Annotated in this window: 18 protein-coding genes and 2 pseudogenes; 17 read left to right on the forward strand and 3 right to left on the reverse strand. The window is 40.5% G+C overall.

Annotated elements, in window-relative coordinates; genetic code table 11:
* Window positions 1-46: 46 nt before the first annotated feature.
* The gene (locus tag ACXAEO_RS06720) at window positions 47-601 is read left to right on the forward strand and encodes a pyridoxamine 5'-phosphate oxidase family protein (RefSeq protein WP_474879489.1); all 555 of its coding nucleotides are present in this window, start codon (window positions 47-49) and stop codon (window positions 599-601) included.
* Window positions 602-688: 87 nt separating this feature from the next.
* Here the strand turns inward: ACXAEO_RS06720 and ACXAEO_RS06725 are convergent, their stop codons facing one another.
* Window positions 689-1318 carry a CBO0543 family protein gene (locus tag ACXAEO_RS06725; RefSeq protein ID WP_474879491.1) on the reverse strand — a complete coding sequence of 210 codons (630 nt, stop codon included), beginning with the start codon at window positions 1316-1318 and terminating at the stop codon, window positions 689-691.
* Window positions 1319-1613: 295 nt separating this feature from the next.
* Between ACXAEO_RS06725 and ACXAEO_RS06730 the strand changes: the two genes are divergently transcribed.
* Entirely contained in the window at window positions 1614-1925 is a 312-nt protein-coding gene (locus ACXAEO_RS06730) for a hypothetical protein (protein ID WP_474879494.1), read from the forward strand.
* A gap of 279 nt (window positions 1926-2204) precedes the next feature.
* Here ACXAEO_RS06730 and ACXAEO_RS06735 read toward each other — a convergent pair whose 3' ends face one another.
* Window positions 2205-3356 (reverse strand): MGDG synthase family glycosyltransferase, encoded by a 1152-nt coding sequence (locus tag ACXAEO_RS06735; protein ID WP_474879496.1) that lies wholly within the window; start codon window positions 3354-3356, stop codon window positions 2205-2207.
* A 250-nt stretch (window positions 3357-3606) separates the two neighbouring features.
* On the opposite strand from ACXAEO_RS06735, the gene ACXAEO_RS06740 reads away from it, so the two are divergent.
* The 3 genes from ACXAEO_RS06740 to ACXAEO_RS06750 all read left to right on the forward strand — a co-directional run bounded on the left by ACXAEO_RS06740 (window position 3607) and on the right by ACXAEO_RS06750 (window position 5880).
* Complete coding sequence (locus ACXAEO_RS06740; protein ID WP_474879498.1) at window positions 3607-3798, forward strand: DUF378 domain-containing protein; 192 nt, start codon at window positions 3607-3609, stop codon at window positions 3796-3798.
* A gap of 287 nt (window positions 3799-4085) precedes the next feature.
* Window positions 4086-5546 (forward strand): alpha/beta hydrolase, encoded by a 1461-nt coding sequence (locus ACXAEO_RS06745; protein WP_474884001.1) that lies wholly within the window; start codon window positions 4086-4088, stop codon window positions 5544-5546.
* A 91-nt stretch (window positions 5547-5637) separates the two neighbouring features.
* Window positions 5638-5880, forward strand: a complete 243-nt coding sequence (locus ACXAEO_RS06750; RefSeq protein ID WP_474879500.1) for a hypothetical protein — start codon at window positions 5638-5640, stop codon at window positions 5878-5880.
* A gap of 47 nt (window positions 5881-5927) precedes the next feature.
* On the opposite strand, the gene ACXAEO_RS06755 is transcribed toward ACXAEO_RS06750, so the two are convergent.
* Window positions 5928-6806 carry an AraC family transcriptional regulator gene (locus ACXAEO_RS06755; protein WP_474879503.1) on the reverse strand — a complete coding sequence of 293 codons (879 nt, stop codon included), beginning with the start codon at window positions 6804-6806 and terminating at the stop codon, window positions 5928-5930.
* 449 nt (window positions 6807-7255) lie between these two features.
* Here ACXAEO_RS06755 and ACXAEO_RS06760 point away from each other — a divergent pair, with 449 nt between their 5' ends.
* The 12 genes and pseudogenes from ACXAEO_RS06760 to ACXAEO_RS06815 all read left to right on the forward strand — a co-directional run bounded on the left by ACXAEO_RS06760 (window position 7256) and on the right by ACXAEO_RS06815 (window position 21134).
* The gene (locus tag ACXAEO_RS06760) at window positions 7256-8512 is read left to right on the forward strand and encodes an ABC transporter substrate-binding protein (protein ID WP_474879505.1); all 1257 of its coding nucleotides are present in this window, start codon (window positions 7256-7258) and stop codon (window positions 8510-8512) included.
* Between the two features lie 346 nt (window positions 8513-8858).
* Window positions 8859-9681 (forward strand): annotated as a pseudogene (locus tag ACXAEO_RS06765) (carbohydrate ABC transporter permease).
* Window positions 9681-10499, forward strand: coding sequence for a carbohydrate ABC transporter permease (locus tag ACXAEO_RS06770; protein ID WP_474879507.1), 819 nt, complete (start codon window positions 9681-9683; stop codon window positions 10497-10499). Before ACXAEO_RS06765 ends, ACXAEO_RS06770 begins: the two are co-directional and overlap by 1 nt.
* Before the next feature lie 220 nt (window positions 10500-10719).
* Window positions 10720-11493: a GntR family transcriptional regulator gene (locus ACXAEO_RS06775; protein ID WP_474879509.1), complete on the forward strand. Its 774-nt coding sequence runs from the start codon at window positions 10720-10722 to the stop codon at window positions 11491-11493.
* Between the two features lie 248 nt (window positions 11494-11741).
* Entirely contained in the window at window positions 11742-13160 is a 1419-nt protein-coding gene (locus ACXAEO_RS06780) for an aldehyde dehydrogenase family protein (protein ID WP_474879512.1), read from the forward strand.
* 29 nt (window positions 13161-13189) lie between these two features.
* Window positions 13190-13933: a sulfite exporter TauE/SafE family protein gene (locus tag ACXAEO_RS06785; protein ID WP_474879515.1), complete on the forward strand. Its 744-nt coding sequence runs from the start codon at window positions 13190-13192 to the stop codon at window positions 13931-13933.
* 43 nt (window positions 13934-13976) lie between these two features.
* A pseudogene (locus ACXAEO_RS06790) lies at window positions 13977-14120 on the forward strand (alanine dehydrogenase); the annotation flags it as partial.
* Between the two features lie 55 nt (window positions 14121-14175).
* The gene (locus ACXAEO_RS06795; RefSeq protein ID WP_474879518.1) at window positions 14176-15531 is read left to right on the forward strand and encodes an aminotransferase; all 1356 of its coding nucleotides are present in this window, start codon (window positions 14176-14178) and stop codon (window positions 15529-15531) included.
* A gap of 144 nt (window positions 15532-15675) precedes the next feature.
* Window positions 15676-17145: an APC family permease gene (locus tag ACXAEO_RS06800; protein ID WP_474879521.1), complete on the forward strand. Its 1470-nt coding sequence runs from the start codon at window positions 15676-15678 to the stop codon at window positions 17143-17145.
* A gap of 456 nt (window positions 17146-17601) precedes the next feature.
* Complete coding sequence (locus ACXAEO_RS06805; protein WP_474879524.1) at window positions 17602-18612, forward strand: hypothetical protein; 1011 nt, start codon at window positions 17602-17604, stop codon at window positions 18610-18612.
* Between the two features lie 36 nt (window positions 18613-18648).
* Complete coding sequence (locus ACXAEO_RS06810; RefSeq protein WP_474879527.1) at window positions 18649-20241, forward strand: sodium:solute symporter family transporter; 1593 nt, start codon at window positions 18649-18651, stop codon at window positions 20239-20241.
* A gap of 113 nt (window positions 20242-20354) precedes the next feature.
* On the forward strand, window positions 20355-21134 hold the full coding sequence (locus tag ACXAEO_RS06815; protein WP_474879530.1) for an SDR family NAD(P)-dependent oxidoreductase: 780 nt from the start codon (window positions 20355-20357) through the stop codon (window positions 21132-21134).
* The last annotated feature ends 10 nt before the right edge of the window (window positions 21135-21144 follow it).

Below are 21144 nucleotides of genomic sequence, written 5' to 3' on the forward strand. Positions count from 1 at the left end.
TTCTTACAATAATTATAACAGAATCATAACAGGGGGTAAATGCATTATGAAGTCTATAAGAAGAAGCATGAAAGAGTGCAAAGATACAGAAAAAATTCATCAGTTTTTAGCTTGTACAAAGGTCGGGTATTTAGGGTTGTGTGACGGGAAGTGGCCATATGTAGTTCCGTTAAATTTTGCTTGGGCAGACGGGGCTGTTTATTTTCATGGAGCAGCAGCTGGGAGGAAATATGAAGTGATGAATGAAAATGAACAAGTATGCTTTACCGTGAGCGAAGATTTTGGGACCATTGCAAACCCGGTTCCAGCAAATGTCGGTACGGCTTATTTCAGTGTAATGCTGTTTGGAAAGGTGAAGCGCATCGAAGGTTTAACGGAAGCAACTCCCGCATTGCAACAGTTGCTCGATAAGTATGTCCCTGGCTATTTTCAAACACCATTATCGAAAAAACATGTGGAAACATACCGCTCTTCTATGGGAAGCGAAACGGCGGTGTATAAAATTGAAGTAGAAAGTCTCACAGCTAAAGAAGATCCAATTGATGAAGAAAAGTTATTTTACTCTGGCAGAACGGTGATGGATGATGTGGGGAGACAGTAAAGAAAAGATTGGTTGAAAAGAGAGCATAATAAGTAGCAAAACTGAATGATCTAAGACCTGTCAAATGGCGCGGACATTGTCTAAAAGTCATGACAGGTCTTTTTGTGTAGACGTTTTTTCAATGGTTTTGAAGTATTGGATGATTTTAAAGCAAAGTATTCCTAACAACCAGTAAATCGGAAAAGAATAGATGTTTTTCCAAATGATTTCCTCATAAATGATTAGCCATTCCATGAACGGTTCTGCTGCAAAGGCAAGAAACGCAGACAACACCCCTGTGAAAAGGGTGAATGTTTTGAAATCTTTTCTCCACCTTTGATACACTAACATAAAAGGGATGATGACAACCCCTACATCGTATGGATAAAATTGCGGGTTTAAGTATGGTGTCAAACTGTATGGATACGCCCATACCATCGCATTGCTGCCAATCGAGTCAAGAATGAGAGCGGCCACTCCATAAAACAGACCGAACGCCGTAATTTCGGTGACATGTTTTTTATCGAGAAGCTTCCACCAAATGAGGGCAGGAATTATGCTCAGAGCAATTAAAAACCACCATTTGACTGTCAAAAAATTATGGTCATACCAATACGTTTTGAGAGCATGAAGGTAGTCTTGTTGAAGTTCTAATACTTGATGGAAAGAAACAGAATACAACATGTATGAGTTCGTAGGTAAAGTCATTTGCTGATTGAAGAGCCAAGTTAATAACATTATGCGCACCATCTTTTGTAGAACGATTTTTTGCTTAATCGAAAGTGTTTGCCAATCATTGATTGTAAAATGTTCTTAGTTGTTAAGATAACCAAATGTCTTGAAATTATAAAAAAACGAGGCGAACAGTTCTAATGTCAATATATTTGAACATATGGTGGGATTGTTAGAAGATATGAAGCTGATGTGAACACCTCATGTTTCACTGCTAGGAAAGAACGTATAGGGTGAATACTATGCCATAGTTGAATAGAGAGTAAATGGAATTTCTCCATAAAGGAAAAAAGGGGAGTTAATGTTGAATCAAACGTTTCGACAGCGGAGTAGGAAGTGGCCTTCTGTATTTGGCTTATGTTCTCTTGTCATTGGAACGACTCAATGGATTTGCTTTATGAGTCATTTTGTACGATACACCCCGAAACAAAATCAAGATGTGGAAGCGGCATATATTTTAATGCCGATGTTTCTTGCGCCTTTAGGATTGTTCCTTGCATATACCCATTATAGAACGGACGAGTTTAGTCAATGGGGGATTATCGTTAATATTGTCATGATTATGCTTCCATTTCTTTATGTGTTAATTGGAAAAGTAGTGACGTTTTTGTAATAGAAGAAATACTCAATGATTAAAAATGGCAGCGTGTTCAAACGGGTTGATTTCTCATAAACATTTATATAAACCAATTAAAATTAATAAATAACCAGGAAGAAAGCGGAGCTGACTAATCCATTTTAAGTTGGAGCATACCGTTCCTGTGATGATGCCTAAATGGATAAACAAGCGGGGGGCAGGAAATCATCGATGCGGGCGTAAAGTGAAATTTATGAAAAGAGGAAGAAAGAAGGGGCGAAGTGCACGCGGCAGGTGTTTTCGCCCTTTTGGCATTCAATAAGAGGCGTTTCGGTAGAATGGACGGCGAACACGATGCATCGTTTCCATAATTTCTTCTGCGACCGTTGTAGCTGCCTGTTTGCGATAGATAGATTGCATGGAGTGACTCATCTGAATTAAAGCTCGTTCATGCTGAAGCAAATAAGATGAGTGAGTATAAATATTTTGGAGCTTATGAGCAATCATAGCTCCATTTTGTTGTTCAAAATAATGGGCATTTCCTTTTTCCTGTCCAGGTGTTGGTTTGTATAAAATAACTGGAAGACCGACAGCGGCCGCTTCTGTTAACGTGATGCCGCCTGGCTTTGTAATCATAAAGGAGGCAAGACGGAACCATTCATCGACTCGCTCTACATAGCCGAATACAAGCAGGCGGTCTCGGAAGCGCTCAGCCAATATGCTCAGCTCGTTTTTTAGCTTGCTATTTTTTCCGCAAATGACGATTAATTGACAGTCATTTTCTAAAAGAAGGGTTTCGCACATTTTATTCATGCTTTTTAATACACCGAAGGCTCCAGCCATAATGAGAATGCGTTTTTGACGAGGATGTAATCCGTATTTTTCGAGAAGGGTTGGACAATCGTTAACCTGCTCAAAAATCGGGCGAATGGGAATACCGGAAACCGTCACATTTGAGTGGGGAGTTCCGAGACGGCAGACAGCGTCTTTAACCGCTTCAGTTGCTACAAAATAATGATCGATTTCAGGGGAAACCCATGTTTTATGTAAACAATAATCTGTAATGATGGTGAATACCGGAATGGAGCTTCTAGTCCGGCGCCGAAACTCAGGGACGGCTAAAACGGGGAACGTATTAATGATCAAATCTGGCTGCTCCGTTTCTACTAAATAGGCGAGCCGTTTTCTACCAAGATTGACAAACCATTTCGCAATTTTTTTATCGTACACTTTGGCAATTCCGTGATAACAAAGAGAGTAAATCGGTTTGCCGACAGGTGTGTAGCTTTTTAAATAAACATTTTCTGAAATGGGGGTCAAGGTAGGATAGGATTCCGCATAAATGCTGGAGATGATAACATCTGCTTCATGTGACTGAATGAATTGATTCTTTAATACGTTGGCGACTTGTATATGACCATTGCCGAAAGCAGCCGTCAAAATTAAAATCTTTGGACGTTTTTTCATCAAAACCACCTCACATTCGTAGACTATCATGTTCGCTCTAATTTTAGCATGAGGGAATGGGAAGGATTGTAAGGATTGTGTAAAGATATCGTAAAGAAAACAGAGAGATCATGTGTTCACGATTGCTTTATTAAGTGGTAAAAGCGCTGGATAGGACGAAAGATTCAATTATGTCCAGCCTATAAGCCAAAAAGGAACAAGCAACATATGATGTATGGAAACACTTACAATCAATATGGGAGGTGGCATCATGAGATTTCTCTCGTTTTTTACAAGTATTTTGCTCATTATCGGCGGACTTAATTGGCTGTTTGTAGCGCTTGATTTCAACCTTGTCGAGTTGCTGTTTGCATCTGTTCCATCTATTATTACTCTTGTATATTGGCTTGTTGGTTTATCTGCAATTTATCAGCTGTATGAGCGCTATTTAAGAGGTCGATAACACTTAACTCCCATTATTTTCAGAAGTGCTGGAGAAATTCGGCACTTTTGTTAGGTTGTCCATCTTTACGAAGTGATGGATATGGGTCATTAGATTGTATCTGAAACCTCCTTTTTTTGGTAATATATTAGATATTACAAACTATTGCCTTTTTTAAGCAAAAGTTATTTGTAAACGTTTTCTTTATTGATTTTTTCGAATAGGGAGGGGTACAATTGTTTAAAAAACGGTTAATCGTTTTTGCCGCAGCATCTGCATTGTTGTTGCCGTACGCAGCACCGAGTGATATGCAGCCAAGTGCATCAGCCGTTCAATCTCCGGTTATACAGGGGGCGCATAATGTGATTGTAACGAAGTTTGATGGGAAAGACGGGAATTGGCTTACCACGAAAAATCCTGCCCAATACACTGCAGCGACTGTTTTCGGCAATCTTGCATTAACTCCTTATAAATGGGGAGATCATCAAGCGGGCACAGGCTGGCATCGTTTATATAAGCCAGCGGAAGTAACAGGCGTGCAAGTGAATGGAATGTTTGAAGACGCAAAATTTGTTATTCGAATACCAGATGAATGGAATGGAAAACTCGTTGTCGCCGGAATTCCCGCAACACGAAATGAAACGGCTACAGATTTGCTGTTTAGTGATTTCGTTTTAGAAAAGGGATTTGCTTATGCAGCGATTGATAAAGGAACACAAGGGGAAACCGACCCAGCTGATCCACTTGCGAAGGTGAAGAATGCGCTCGTATCTGAAGACGATCATTTAATGGAATGGAATGAACGGTTCAGGCAAGTAACAAAAGCAGCACAAACGTATTTGGCGGATCATTACCGTGAAAAGCTTCTTTCAATGAATCATAAAGAGAATCCAGCAAGCCATCTCATTACAGAGCATCATAAAATTCCTACATACGCAATCGGTATCTCCAACGGTGGGTATGTTGTCCGATATGCATTAGAGCATGATGGTCCTGAAAAAACAGGGGAGCCAGCTTTATTTGATGGCGGAGTAGACTGGGAAGGTGTATTATGGAGAGCAGATGATCCAAACTTAATTAGCTCCTTAACCCCAATTGTAAATTGGGCGGAAAAGGCACTGAACGGTCAAGGAAAAGAACAGAAAAAAGCGGTAAAGGAAATGTATAAAGCCGGACTGCCGAAGGGGTCCGAACCGCTTTGGCGCTATCATGACCAAGTTTATTGGTTCGTTACCCTCAATATTTATCGGGATGAATTCGACCCAAGTGCCCCTGACCGCATTAGCTGGCGCGACTATTTGACTTTTACAAAGGAAGGGATTCGCGAACGGACGTATGATTCCATTTTTGCCCACTATCATTATTTCAGCCGACCTGACAATGTGAGGGAAGCGGTGAGAAAAATTGAAAATACAGGGGATATTAACGTGCCGCTCATTAGCATTACCGGTTCATGGGATGCCCTCATTTTCCCGTCCATCCATGCCGAGCCGTACGAAAAGCTCGTGAAAAAGGCAGGGAAGGGGCATTTGCATCGTTTGTATACAATTGAAAAAGGAAATCATGTTGACAGCCTTGTATGGGATGAAGGAGCAGATGCGAAAAAGCAGCTTCAACCGTTGCTTCCATATGCACACCAAGCGTTTGATTTACTTGTAGATTGGGTGGAAAATGGTCAGAAAGCACCGGCAAGTAAAAAAATCGGTGTGCCGAAAATCAATACGAATATTATGGATTTAAAGACAGGGAAAGAGATTGAACTAAAATGAAAAAGGCTTGCTGTTCGGTGAAATATGCGTCAGGGAAAGAAAAAAAGTAAAGAGCAACAAGCGGGTTATGAACGGGCGGAGGTGAAAGAACATGGATAAAATTCAACAAAATCATGCGTTTACAGATGAACTCCATCAAACGATTATCAATGAGACGACTCGTGTTGAGCAACTTTTAAACGAGGCGAAGCAGAGGGATAATGAGGCAGAGATGGCCGAACTGGAGCGCTCCGCCTTCGCGCTGCAAGTAGCCCTTGATATATTAGAAAATCGAGTAGCTCCTGGGAAAAAAGTGACGATTAATTACCCGAAAGGTCAACTCATTTTAGAGTAATAGAATGAAGAAGCGATGGAGTCCGAAGGGCGCCATCGCTTTTTACTTTAGTTGCTTTTTTTCGTTTGATGCTGCTTGCGGTAATCTCCAGGTGTCATGCCTACAGTGGAACGAAACACTTTATTAAAATAATTCGGACTCGAATAGCCGACTCTTTTAGAAATATCTTCTAACGTATTTTTTGTATTTTGAAGCAGTTCGCAAGCTCGTTGAATCCGAATTTTATTAATGTATTGAACCGGTGTTTCTCCAACAATTTCTTTAAATTGGCGGGTGAAATGATAACGGGACAGGCCTGAGGCATCTGCCATATCTGCTGCAGAAATGTCATGTTGATAATGGTTTTTCACAAACATAGTGGACACGATAATACTGTCTGGCCATTGGGAAGATTCTTTTTCGGTCTCATTTAAATATTGAATTAAATTCATCGTAAATTGATAAGCGTGAGAGGAGGCTTCATAGCCGTTCGTTAATGCTTGCTTACTCGCTTTATGAAACAGCTCGGTTAATAATTGGATAGGTTTAGATTCTGGATGCAGACGAATAATATGTCCAGTTTTATGCTGAATGTCTTTCCAATGATCGCGCACAAAATCGCCAAATAATGTAATGTAAACAAACTCCCATTTTTCGTGACCGGTTGGCAGACCGTACCGAAAATCTTGAGGAATATCCGCAATAAAAGCTTCTCCTGGAGAAATAATATATTTCTTGTCGTTTGTTTCAATTTCTCCTCCGCCCGAAATCGTGTATTGAAAAATACAGTTTCCATAATCTTTCCGGTTTGCTAAATCCCAATTATATAAAGGAGACGTTTGTTCATCCCAGCCGATGGACCATAGTTGAGCGACTCGGTGCAACTCTTTTTCTTTAAAACGGTATATATACGATCCATGATTTTGATGATTTGTTGATATAGACATGTCGCTTCCTCCTTTTTTGCATCGTTTCAGTCTGGCTGTTTTCGTAATAAAAAATATAATTTACAAAGCAAAAAAATATAATATCCACAAAATTATGACGATAGAATGAAACCCTTTTTTACGATTAAAGCATCTAGTTCAATTTACATGCTGAACAAACAACGGTGTTCCATTTGTTTGTTGCATCACTATCGTTAAATAGTCAATATAAGCGTGCAAATTCCTAGTTGATAGCCGTCTTTCTTCCTGCATGAAACCGTGATGAATGGTAAGGGATTTATAAATTCCAACATGTGTAAAATGTGTGGTGAATAGCTTGATAGCTTTCATTATAGCAAATTTATATAATTTCTGTTCGTTTTTTTTACCGTTGAGTGACAGCGCACTTTTCCTCTATCATTACATTAAGAAAGCGGTTGCAAATAAACCGAAAGTAGAGGAGAGAGAGAATGAAAAAATTTTTAGGCTTTGCTTCAATTGTATTGCTTGGGGGAATGCTGGCAGGGTGCGGCAGCAATGAGTCTGCATCAAAAGACAGCAAAAATACGATTACACTGTTCTCAACCATTTCAGATGAAAATTTAAAAGAGACGATGAATAGCATTATTGATGAATTTGAAAAGGAAAATGAAGGGGTTACGGTTCAAACGAACTTCCCTGGCGGAGAATATGAAAACTTATTGAAAGTCAAAATGGCGGCAAATGATATGCCGGATGTATTTGATACGCATGGATGGGCTCAAATTCGTTACGGTGACTATTTAGAAGATTTAAGCACAGAGGCGTGGGCAGCCAATTTAACCGAGACCATTTCACCGGTGCTGAAGGATGAGACAGGAAAAGTATATGCTTTGCCATTAAATGAAGCAAAAGAAGGGCTTTCATATAATATCGATGTGTTAGAACAATACGGAGTAGAAGTACCGACGACGTTTGATGAATTAATGGCGGCATCCGAAAAAATAGTGAAAGAAAGTAACGGAGACGTAACCCCATTTTTCTTTGCAGGGTCTGATCCTTGGACAATTGGACAGTATTTCGACTATTTTGCTACACCATTATTAATTAGCGATGCTGGACATGATGAAAGTCAAAATCTTTTAAATCGTACGTTTGATTGGTCAAAATGGACGTTTTTACCGGAGCAATTTAAAGAGATGTACGATAAAGGCTATATTAACAAAGACGTTTTAACAGCGAAGTATTCTGATGGGCCGCGTTTATTTGCTGAAAATAAAATTGCTTTTGCGATGTATCCACCTTCTTTTGTCACAGAAGCGCAAAAAATCAATCCTGACACAAATGCCGGTTTGATGCCGATTCCTGCCATTCATGAAGGGGACGAGCCTACATTTGTTGGCGGCGAGCGATATACGTTAGGTGTTTGGAAAGATTCTGTGAAGAAAGAGCAAGCGAAAAAATTGTTAGCCTTCTTTGCCGAACCTGAGAATTTAAAGAAAATGGCTGAAGCTTCCGGTTTGCCGGCTGGAATTAGCGGCGTTGAAGCAGAGAGCATGTACAAAGCGTATTACGATCAATATGCCGATGTGCGCGTATTTCCATACTTTGACCGCCTATATCTTCCGAATGGAATGTGGGATGTTATGACAACGTTAGGACAAGAAGTGCTATCAGAAGCAGTGACACCAAAGCAATATTCTGAACGAATGAAAGAGGAAGTAGAACGTTTAGATTCCCAGCAATAAGTTCAACTGAAAAAAGAGGGAGGGTAACTCCTCTCTCTTCTTTATATATTCTATTTAATAACTCGACACATCTTCATTTGATTCAAGAACATTTACAATGGTTATTCAGACCACTTGAATGGGCCCTCAAAGGTTCACCTATGCGGATGGCGCCAACCCCGTAAGGGGGGTGACAGCCGCTTAGGTCTAGAACATTTGGCATGACCGCTCTTTGGTCATGTCGAATGTTCTAGATCGATTTATATAGTTCGTGAAATAGCAGAAAGGTAGTGAGACGATGTCCAAACTAAAAGCGCTTCAAAATAAGAAGGGGCTCCATATCAATTGGCTGTATGTTCCGGTCATCATGTTAATGTCTGTTTTTATTATTTATCCTTTTATTAATGGTATAAAAATTTCGTTTACAAACTGGAACGGGTATGCACAAACGATGAATTGGGTAGGGCTTGAAAATTACAAACGCATGATAGAAGACCCTAACGTTAAATTAATCGTGAAAAATACGCTCATTTATGGGATTGGAAGTACGATTCTTCAAAATGGAATTGGATTATTATATGCGATTTTACTGAACCAAAGCATGAAATTTAGAGCGGTAACAAGAACGATTGTCTATTTACCAGTTATTATTAGTCCTCTTATTATGGGGTATATTTGGTACTTTATTTTCCAATATAATGGAGGCGCGTTAAATGATGTCATTGCGCTTTTCGGAGGAGAACAAACGAATTTACTCGGAAATACGACGTTGAATGTTTGGATTATTACGTTCGTTAATACGTATCAATTTCTTGGGATCGCCATGATTATTTATTTAGCAGGACTTCAAGGAATCTCAAAGGATTATTATGAAGCAGCTCGATTAGATGGAGCATCAAGTTTTCAGCAGTTTAAAAATATTACCCTTCCACTGCTCATTCCGTCCATTACGATTAACATCGTCTTGAATTTAATTAACGGACTTAAATTATTTGATGTCATTGTAGCAATGACAAATGGTGGGCCAGGTTATGCTTCACAATCATTATCGACGATGATGTATCAATTATATTTTGCTAGACAAGATGCGGGGTACGCAAGCCGCTCTTGGGAATTTAATGTTCTTTATCATTATTGTCATTAGCATGGTAACATTGCTTTACTTACGCCGCAAGGAGGTTGAAGCATAATGGATCGAGAGAAGACAAGAGTATGGACAATGTTAGGAATTGTCATTAGCTTACTGCATATCATTCCATTTTATCTTCTGATTACGACATCGTTAAAAGGGCAGGATGACAGCAGTTCAAAGTGGCTGTTTCCGAAATCAATCAATTTATCAAACTTTCAAAACGCTTGGGAACAAGCTAATATGGGGACAGCTTTATTAAATAATGTCATCATTACTGTCTCATCGATTACATTGTTAATTGTATTAGGGTCATTAGCGGCCTACCCGTTGGCGAGAATTACGAGTAAGTTAAATAAGTTCATGTATTTTGCCTTTGTGGCGATCATGATTGTGCCACCGTTAACCATTTTAGTTCCGCTCTATAAGTTTATCGTTGATATTGGCGGATTAAACAGCATTTGGGCGATCGTTCTCGTTCATGTTTCATTTTGGCTTCCACTGACGATTTTCTTATATACGGGCTTCATTCGTTCAACCATTCCATTAGAATTGGATGAAGCAGCAATGATTGACGGAGCAAGTCGTCTTACGATTTTCTTCAAAGTTGTGTTTCCATTATTGAAGCCGGTGACCGCGTCTGTCATCATTATTACCGGCATGTTTGTATGGAATGACTATCAATTTTCCGTCTTCTTCCTGCAAGATCCTGAAGCGCATACGATTACGGTTTCGCTATCACAATTCTTTTCACAATACTCAAATGACGTAGGACTTGTCGCGGCAGGATCCCTTCTTGGAATGCTGCCAATGATTATCATGTTCTTATTCTTGCAAAAATACTTTATCCAAGGCTTAGCTGCAGGTTCAGTGAAATAATAGAACTTGTAGGGGGGTGACTAAACAGGGGATATTTTCTCCATTTTAGTCACCCTTTTTATTTAATGGAAGGGTGTTCAAAAAAGACTCTTTCGTCATGCTAAGTTTTCTAGAACAATTGATATAAATAGAATATGGCGGTTGCGACTCTGTACCTCTTCGAGTAATCTTATATAAAAAGAAGGTTGCATGATGTTAAGGGGAAAAGGAGCTGACATGATTGATAGATTTTGAGAGTAAAGTACCGTATTATTTACAATTAAAAAATATTATGTTGAAGCAAATAGAAAGCGGAGTTTATAAAAGCGGCGATAAAATCCCGACGGAGCTTGAGCTATGCGCCATCTATACTATTAGTAGGCCGACCGTTCGCCAGGCACTGAACGAATTAGTACAGGAAGGGTATTTAGTGAAAAAAAGACGTTTTGGAACATTTGTATCACCAAAAGTATTTACTCAAAATGCGGCCATCTTCAGTACATTCGCCGAAGAAATAGCCGAGATTGGCTTGAAGCATAGCGCGAAACTAATAAAAAAAGAAACGATTGAGGCAACAGACGAATTAGCAGCTATGTTGAATGTGCAGCCAGGTGATCCGTTGTTTAGCATTGTTCGTTTACGACTTGCGAATGATGAACCGTTAGTTATTCGCCACTCGATTATTCCTTGTTATTTAGACCCGCAATTATTTAAAGAAGATTTGGAGCAAATCATTCTTTATGAGCATTTTGCTAAAAAAGGATACCATCCGCATCGTTCAAAACAAACCTTTCGAGCGGTTAAAGCGTCAAAACAAGAAGCGAAGCTCTTAAACGTTCCGATTAGTGAGCCGTTAATGTCGTGGGACGGGATTGTATACCTTGAAGATGATATTCCGTTAGAAAAGGTCAATGTGCTTTATATCGGTTCGCGCTTTAGTTTTGAAGTGGATCAAATGATGAAAGGAACGAAGGTCGTTCAAATACGCCAAAACAATTCATTTCCAGAACAGTGAAATTTTATGTAAGGAAAGCTAACAAGAATGATTGAAAGATTAGTTATCTATTTTATAATCATTTGTAATTACATAGTTACAAATGATTTTTTTATTTGTAACGAATGTTCAGAATAAAAAGTCTATTTATTCACTTTTTCGAAATGGAAATAAGTGAGGGATGAATGAAGGGGAGAAAGAAGGCATACAGTCATTTGTCATTACATAATGACAAATGACCATGTTAACGATGACAAGGAGGAAACAAAATGAAAAATGTGTTGGAACAAGAATTGTACGTATCGTTAAATCCATCGAACGGGGAAGTGTTGGCACAATTTCCGATGATGAACAAACAAGAAGTAGAAGAAAAAATTACAGCTGCTGCAGAAGTACAAAAGGAATGGAAGAAAAAGCCTGCTCCAGTAAGAGGAGAGCTACTATTTCATATCGCATCCTTATTGGAAGAGCGCGCAGAAGAATGGGGAAGGCTGCTGACAGCAGAAGTTGGAAAATGTTTGCGAGATGGTGTAGCAGAAGTTCACCGAACGGTGTCGATCTTACGATTTTTCGCCGGAGAAGGTTACCGAATGACAGGTGAAACAATTCCATCTAGGCAAGAAGGTGTCTTTAGTTATACGAAACAGCAGCCGTTAGGAACGGTTGGTGTGATTACACCGTGGAATGTACCGTTAGCGATTCCGATTTGGAAAATCGCACCGGCGCTCGTAGCGGGGAACAGCGTTGTTTGGAAGCCAGCGAATCAATCGCTTCTTATCTCGCAAAAGCTCATGTCGTTATTAGAGGAAGCAGGTGTACCTGAAAATCTTGTAACAATGGTGATTGCGGATGGTCCGCTAGTCGGCGATACATTTGCGGAACATGACCAAATTAAAGCAGTCACCTTTACGGGCTCTAATAAAACGGGAACGATCATTAATAAAGTTCTAGCGTCAAGAGGGATTCGTTTTCAAGCGGAAATGGGCGGAAAAAATCCATTCATCATTATGGCAGATGCCGATATTGAACAGGCATGTAAGGACATTGTGGCTGGCGGTTTATTAGATGCAGGGCAACGCTGTACAGCGACGAGCCGAATTTTTGTCCACGAGTCGATTTATTCCACTTTCAAAGAAAAAATGTTGGCAACGTTAGAGACGGTCACGCTCGGTCCACCGACGGAAGAAACATCGATTATTGGACCGGTTGTTGATAAACGACAATACGAGACAATTTGGTCATATATTCACCAAGCAAAAGCAGAAGGAGCTGAACTGATTTATGGAGGAGATGAACCGGAAGAAACATGGGCGAAAAAAGGCTACTACATTAAGCCAAAATTATTTGATCGTGTTACCCAAGATATGACGATTGCGAAGGAAGAAATATTCGGTCCTGTTCTTGCACTCATTCAGTTTTCTGATTTTGAGGAATGTTTGAAACAAGCAAATGCCATCGAGTATGGTTTGTCTTCCACGATTTATACGAAGGATATCCCGTCTGCCATGAAATATGTAGATGAAATTGAGTCAGGTCTTGTTCATATTAATATGCCGTCTACGTACAGTGAACCGCAAATGCCGTTTGGCGGGATAAAGTCAACGGGGATCGGTGGGTTCCGTGAATTAGGAGGTCATGCCATTAAGTTTTATACAGAATGGAAAACCGTTTATGTTCGAACGCGATGAACGAAGCGGACTGAAGGAGCAGAAGTAGGATGAACACCTTCGTGGTGGGGGTTCTCATTTTATTCGCGATTATTAGCGGTGTGGCAAAAGCGGGCTTTGGCTTTGGAGCCGGGATTATTTTAAATCCAATTTTAACATTATTCGTACCGTCGGCAACAGCAGTCACGATGCTCGCCCCGATTCTTTGGTTCAGTAATTTTGCCGGGGCGAGAACGCATCGAAAATCCATTCAGTGGACATTAGTTAAGAAATTGCTGCCAATGGCGTTGATAGGAACATTGCTTGGAAGCGGGATTTTAACGTATGTAAATGATGAATTGTTAAAACCGGGAATTGGCCTTATCGCTATCTTCATGGGATTGCTGCTTTTTCTGTCCCGAAAAAAAACGAAGGGTGAAGAAGAAGCGCCCCAACTAAAAAAAGGCATTCTTTCTCAATTAGGTGCCTTCACATCAGGGTTTGTCGGGGCGGTTGCCAATTCCGGGGGATTGCCGCTAATCGTTCTTTTTTTAAATGACCGATCTATTGATAAACATGCGTTTACAGCGAATATTGCTGTTCTGCTTGCCATTATGGATTCTGTCAAAATACTTTCTTATCTGTCCCTCGGCATTTTATCGATCCGAGACTTATTATTCGTTTTGTTATACATTCCGTTTATTTACGCAGGAGCGTTTGGTGGCAGATGGCTTCATACGAAAATATCAGAAAAGTCGTTTTTTACGATTGTGCATTCCATGATTTTTATCATTGGCTTTATGCTGTTGCTGTAAGATGTAACTTAAAAAAATATGAGAAAAGATGGGACGTGTTGAGATGATTATTGGAGTTCCTAAAGAGATTAAAAATAACGAAAATCGAGTGGCGATGACCCCGGCAAGTGTTGTCACGTTTGTCAATGCTGGTCATGAAGTATGGATTGAAGACGGCGCGGGACTTGGAAGCGGCATTACGAACGAACAATAAAATGAGAGATTCATGGTTTATGAATATTTCACATAAAGGGGAGATTGGGATGAAAACGGCAGTAGAAAAAAGTGAATTAGTGGAAAAAGATCAAAAGCATTTATGGCATGCGGTGTATAAGCATGTGGAAGGCGGAAATCCTGTCATCGCATCATCTGGAGAAGGGGCTTGGTTTTATGATGTAGACGGCAATCGTTATTTTGACGGGGTGTCAGGATTATGGTGCTTAAATTTAGGGCATGGCCGAAAGGAAATTGTGGACGCGGCAGCCGAGCAAATGATGAAGCTATCTTACTCACCGTTAACATTAAGTCATGAACCGGCGATTGAGCTTTCGGCAAAGATTAGTGAGCTGTTAGGGGGCGGCGATTATAAAACGTTTTTCTCCAACAGCGGATCAGAAGCAAACGAAACAGCGTTTAAAATCGCCCGCCAATATCATGCACAAAACGGCAATCCTGGAAAATATAAATTTATTTCACGCTATCGTGCATACCACGGAAGCACATTAGGCGCGCTAAGTGCAACGGCACAAGCGAACCGCAGGCAGCGATATGATCCGCCTGCACCTGGATTCCTCCATGTCCAGCCGCCATACAGCTATCGTTCCCCATTCGGCGATACAGCAGACCCGGATATGGTAGCAGCGGAAATGATTGAGCAAATGATTGTGTGGGAAGGGGCTGAAACGGTCGCAGGTGTTATTATGGAGCCGTTTATCTCTGGCGGTGGTGTTATTATCCCTTCCGACGGTTATTTACAGCGAGTAGCGGAAATTTGTCAAAAGCATGATGTGTTGTTAATTATGGACGAAGTTGTATCAGGTTTTGGGCGAACAGGAAAAATGTTTGGTTTTATGCACTTTGAAGGAGTGCAGCCAGACATTATCACGATGGCAAAGGGATTAACGAGCGGATATTTACCGCTTGGGGCGACAGCAGTAAAAGCGGAAATTTATGAGAAATTTAAAGAAGATGGAGCCCAAAATCATTTCCGTCATGTTTCTACTTATGGCGGCCACCCTGCTTCATGTGCAGTGGGACTAAAAAACATTGAAATTATTGAAAGAGAAAACATTGTTCCTCGTGTGGAATATTTAGGCGAGAGCATTTTAGGTGAGTTGAAGGAGCTGATTTCTCATCAGCAGGTTGGAGAAGTTCGAAGCGTCGGATTTTTATATGGCATTGAATTAGTCGAAGACAAAGAAACAAAAGTGCCAGCAGCCGATGCGTTCGTTGGAAAAATCATTGCCGCTTGTAAAGAAAGAGGACTCATTATTGGCAAAAATGGAGACACGATTCCAGGCTATAGCAACGTTCTCATCATCGCTCCGCCGTTGTCGTCGACTGAAGATGATTTGAGATTTTTAGTGGAAACAGTGAAAGCGGTGTTTGCGGAGATTTAAGGTAAGTAAGGATTGTGTTCATTAAAAGGTCGATGTCACGCTTTTAATGAACACAATCGGATGAAAGGACAGAAGTACACTTTATAAAAACTGAATATTTAGTTTTCATTTAAGGTAAGTTCATTAAACAAAGGGGGAAGAAAGATGGAACAAAGAGCGCAGCTTGAAAAAACCTTTAAGCCGCATTGGGTTTGGGCGATTGCATTAGGATCGGCCATTGGCTGGGGATGTTTTATTTTACCGACGGAATGGATGGCAAAAGCAGGACCGCTTGGTGTTATGATTGGGTTATTAATTGGAGCCGTCATTATGATGACCATTGCTGTTAGCTTTGGTGTACTAATTCAAAAATTCCCGGTATCAGGGGGCGGATTTACATATGCTTATCTTGGGTTTGGCCGTCATCATGCCTTCTTTTGCGGCTGGTTTTTAACGCTTGGATACATTTGTATTGTTGCATTAAATGCTTCTGCCTTAGCTTTACTTGGAAAATTTGTTTTTCCTTCCTTAACAAACACCGTCTTTTTATATGAAATTGGCGGCTGGCAAGTTTATTTAGGCGAAGTGGTGATCGCAAGTACGGCGCTACTATTCTTTGCTTGGTTTAATATTAAAGGCTCCTCCATGTCAGGTCAGCTGCAATTCATCTTCTGCGTCATTCTCGTTCTTGGCGTTGTGTTATTAACAGCGAGTATGATGCTTCATCCAGCTTCAAGCTTCGAAAATATGACCCCATTGTTTAAACAAGGAATTGCACCAATTTCCGGTATTATCGCCATCGTTGCGATTGCACCATGGGCTTACGTCGGCTTTGATAATATTCCACAAGCGGCTGAAGAGTTTAATTTTTCACCGAAAAAAGCTTTTTCGTTAATTATTTCATCTTTAATTTTTGCGATGCTCCTCTATTCTTGCATGGTAGCAGCAACCGCTGTCGGCATGCCGTGGGAGCAGCTGGCAACAGGACAGCCAATATGGGGAACAGGTGATGTTGTATCGCAAACTTTAGGTGTCATGGGTGTAACCTTACTTGTGATTTCCGTTTTGATGGGAGTGTTTACAGGGTTAAATGGTTTTTATGTATCAGCGAGCCGGTTAATGTTTTCAATGGGAAGAGCCAATATCCTCCCTGTTGCCTTCTCAAAGCTTCATCCCAAACATGGTACACCTTATATCGGTATTTTGTTTACATGTGGCTTCTGTTTAATCGCTCCGTGGTTTGGCCGTCAAGTATTATTATGGATCGTAGACATGTCCTCAATTGGTGTCACGATTGCCTACTTCTATACGTGCTGCACTGCGTACAAACAGTTTAAGTGGAGTGGAAGCGAAGGGACAGTTTCTCCAATGAAGAAATGGCTTTGTTTAATGGGAGCGGTATTCAGTCTTGGATTTTTGGGCTTGCTTCTTATCCCGGCTTCACCAGCTTCGCTTGGTACACCATCCTTCATCGCCTTAATCGTATGGTCGGTATTCGGAATGGTCTTTTATTTGTTGAAACGAAATGACTACAAACAACTTTCAAAAGAAACAATGGATTATTACATCCTCGGAACGGAAGTAAAAAAGGAGGAGCCGCCGCACTATCAAGAATTAAGGCAATATGCTGAATAGTGTTGCCTAGTTCATGTGAAAAGAGTCACAAAATAACTCCTCCTATCGTGTAAGGTGGATAATCGATCTTCCCAATGATTAGCTGTAAAAACATTCTTCTCTCCTCCAAAAACGTAAATGGACCGCGGAGAGAAGAGTGTTTCTTCTTTATATGGAAAAAGTAAGTGAGGAATAAAGGAAAGATCTTACAGTTATTTTTTTATATTTGTTGGAAAATTAAAAATTATCTATTTACTCTTTTTTTCCAGCACTGTATAATTCATATAAATATATCTTTGTAGTGTCCAATTACTTGTTTTTGAATGCGTATGCAAGTTGATTTGGATGTATACGTTACGCATGTAATGTTAATCCAAATAATGTTGAGAGAGAGTTAGGTAAGAATGTGCTTTCTATTGGAATGATTTGAATCCGCATTCAAAAATAGTGTGGCATGGGAGAAAGGAGAAAGGCGTTATGGGGAAATATACAGCAGCTAAAAAAGTAGTGTTAGATTATTTTGCGGCATTGGAACAGTCTGCCCCTGATGAAGTAGAAAAGGTATTGAAGGAGTTTACGAGTGAAGATTATGTATGGAGAGGGGTCTATCCTTTTCGAGAGCAAACAGGATCAGAACGTGTAGCAGAAGTATTCTGGACGCCATTATTGACGTCTTTAACACGGATGCAGCGGCGTCAGGATATTTTTATCGGCGGGACGAATGAAGTGAGCGGGGAAGAGTGGGTCATGAGCATGGGACATTTTATGGGATTGTTTGATGCGGATTGGCTTGGAGTCCGGCATACACGGAAAATGATTAATTTACGTTATGCTGAGTTTAACTGCGTCGAGAACGGAAAAATTACACAGACAGGCTTATTTGTTGACATTATCGGGTTTATGCAGCAAGCAGGTGTCAATCCCTTGCCACCATCAACGGGAAGCTATTTCGTTTATCCAGGACCGAGGCATCATAATGGTCTTCTGTTTGAAGATGCGAACGAAGAAGAAAGTGCGGCAACGCTGGCACTTGTGAATAAAATGGTGAATGATTTGAGCGAACTGAATAAAAGCGGTGCAATGGGCTGTCCGCCTGAAGTGTTAGAACGGACATGGTCAAAAGATATGATTTGGTATGGACCTGCAGGGATTGGGGCCAGCTATACGATTCCGCGGTATCAGGAGCAACATCAGCTGCCGTTTCGAAGCAATTTAAAGGATAAGCAATTTAACGGTCACGTTTGCCGGTTTGCAGAAGGGAACTTCGCTTGCTTTTTTGGCTGGCCAAATTTATCCAATACTCCAATAGGCGGGTTTTTAGGACTTCCGGGTGGCGAAATTCGGGCAGATATGCAAGTCGTCGATGTTTATTACAGAGAAGGAGATAAACTTGTTGAAAACTGGGTGCTCATCGACCTTCCTTATTGGTTAAAGCAGCAAGGGCTTGACATCATTGAACGTACACAAAGCATCGTAAATCCTGAGTAATGAAGAAAACAGACATATAAAAAGGGGGGGCCGCAAATGAATTCGATTGATATGATGATTGTAGCCGTATATATGATTGGACTCATTGTAATGGGATATCGGTTAAGCAAGGGGAATGAAACACAGGAAGATTACTTTGTCGGCGGAAGATCTGTTGCGACATTGCCGATAGCTCTTTCCATCGCAGCAACGACCATCAGTGCAAATGGTTTTGTAGGAGGGCCGGGCTGGTCATACAACTCGGGCTTAATGGCGTTTATGCTGAACTTTAGTATTCCGCTTGTTATGGCGCTAACACTAGCGATATTTTTGCCGTTTTTCTACAATTTAAAAGTCACCTCTATCTATGAATATATTGAAATGCGTTTAGGAGGAACGAGCCGCTTTTTCGTTGTACTCGGGTTTATTGCCTCGAATGTAATTCAAGTCGGGTCCTTTCTTTTTATCCCATCATTAATTATCCAAACGTTTACAGGCTGGTCTTTAACGACCGTTGTTCCTGTCGTAGTAGCTGTCGCCATTGTCTATACATTGCTTGGGGGAATTAAAGCTGTTATATGGACAGATGCTATTCAAATGTTCGTGCTTTGGGGAGGCGTCATCGCAACAGTTATTATTTTGCTTACGAATTTAGAAATGGGCTTTTTCGAAGCGATGAGTGTTGCTAAGCAAGAAGGAAAACTCACTGCCCTCGATTTTTCTGCCGACATTAAGCTTGAAAACGGCGTGTGGGTCGCATTAATTGGTGGATTGTTTATGTGGCTTAAATATTTTGCCACTGATCAGACACAAACACAGAGAATGTTTGCAGCTAAATCAGTGAAAGAAGTGAAAAAGTCCATTTGCATCAGTGGATTTGTTATGAATATTACGTACTTTTTGTTCATGATCATCGGTGTGTTGTTGTACGTCTTTTTTGAAGGACAAGAATTTGATAACTCGAATAATATTATGATTACGTTCATTTCTTCCTATATTCCAGTCGGCATACTCGGCCTTATTATCGCTGCAGTTTTCTCCGCTGCGATGTCAAGTGTGGATTCAGTGCTCAACTCTGTCACGACAGTATTTGTGAAAGACATCTATGAAAAATTTATTACAAAGGGCGAACGAGCGTCATTAAAAGTATCAATGATTTTCACATTGACGTTCGGCATATTGCTAATTGGCTTTACATTAATGACATTTAGTGGCACGACCGCCTCTATTTTGAAAGTGGTTGGAAGTTATCTTTCTTATTTCTCAGGCTCGATTTTAGCGATGTTTTTATTGGCAATGTTTACGAAAAAAGCGAATGATAAAGGGGTAGCCCTCGGATTTGTACTTGGGATTGCATCAACGGTCTATATTGGAAAGCTCGGAGTGGTGAACTGGCTTTGGAATTATCCAATCGGCTGTATACTTACCTTTATAATCGGTTACGCTGCCAGCTTGCTAATCAAGTCAGAGCAAAAAGTAAACTTTGAAGAATTTACGTTTAAAGGTCAGCGGGCTAAATTAATGGCGGAAGGAAAAACGACAGACAGTGACGGTTCTTCTATCCTGCCAGGGGTAATGGATAAGTACACGTACATGTTACTTGCTTTGTTTGTCTTCCAGCTTGTTATATTAGGATTGATTCAGCTTTAAAGTTTAGGAGATGTCGGAAGTTCGCTGTTTTAACTGTTTAAAGCAGCGAGCACGACAATTATATTATCCAATTGAATGAAGGCGCTTTCTATTTTCTTGAAAGGGGAAAGAACATGCTAAAAGTTGAAAAGCTATTTTCATTGAATGAAAAAGTCATGGTCGTAACAGGTGCAAGCAAGGGGATTGGTAAGTCTTTAGCTATTTTTCTAGCAAGTCATGGAGCCCATATCGTATTAATTGGGCGAAACGAGAGCGAGCTTGCTGCTGTAAAGGAAACCATTCAGCAACTAGAAGGTTATGAGCAGAAAGTGATGGTATTAGCCTTCGATTTGACAAATGTGAAAGAAATTCCTCAGGCTGTTCAGCACATTATTGAAGAGATGGGGACAATCGATGTGTTGATTAATAATGCGGGTGTGAACATCCCGAAAAAAGCCGAAGACGTTACAGTGGAGGACTGGGATGCAGTGTTGGACATTAATTTAAAAAGCGTCTTTTTTCTCAGCCAGGCTGTCGGCAAACAGATGAAAGAGCAGAAAAAAGGAAAAATCATCAATATGTCTTCACAAATGGCTTTCGTCGGTTATTACCTTCGCAGTGCATACTGTGCAAGTAAAGGTGGATTAACACAGCTGACGAAAGCGCTGGCGATTGAATGGGCGAAAGACAATGTGTTAGTTAATGCAGTTGCTCCGACGTTTATTGAAACGCCTTTTACAGAAAAAATGTTTCAAGACGAAGAGTTCAAAAAAGATGTGTTATCACGCATTCCGTTAGGTCGCTTAGCAACAGAAGAAGATTTGTTTGGTGCGGTTATCTATCTCGCCTCAGATGCGTCGAACATGATGACAGGTCAAACGATCGTGATCGATGGGGGATGGACCGTCTGGTAAAAACTCTGTA

It is taken from the genome of Bacillus sp. ABA4_010, from assembly GCF_056159105.1.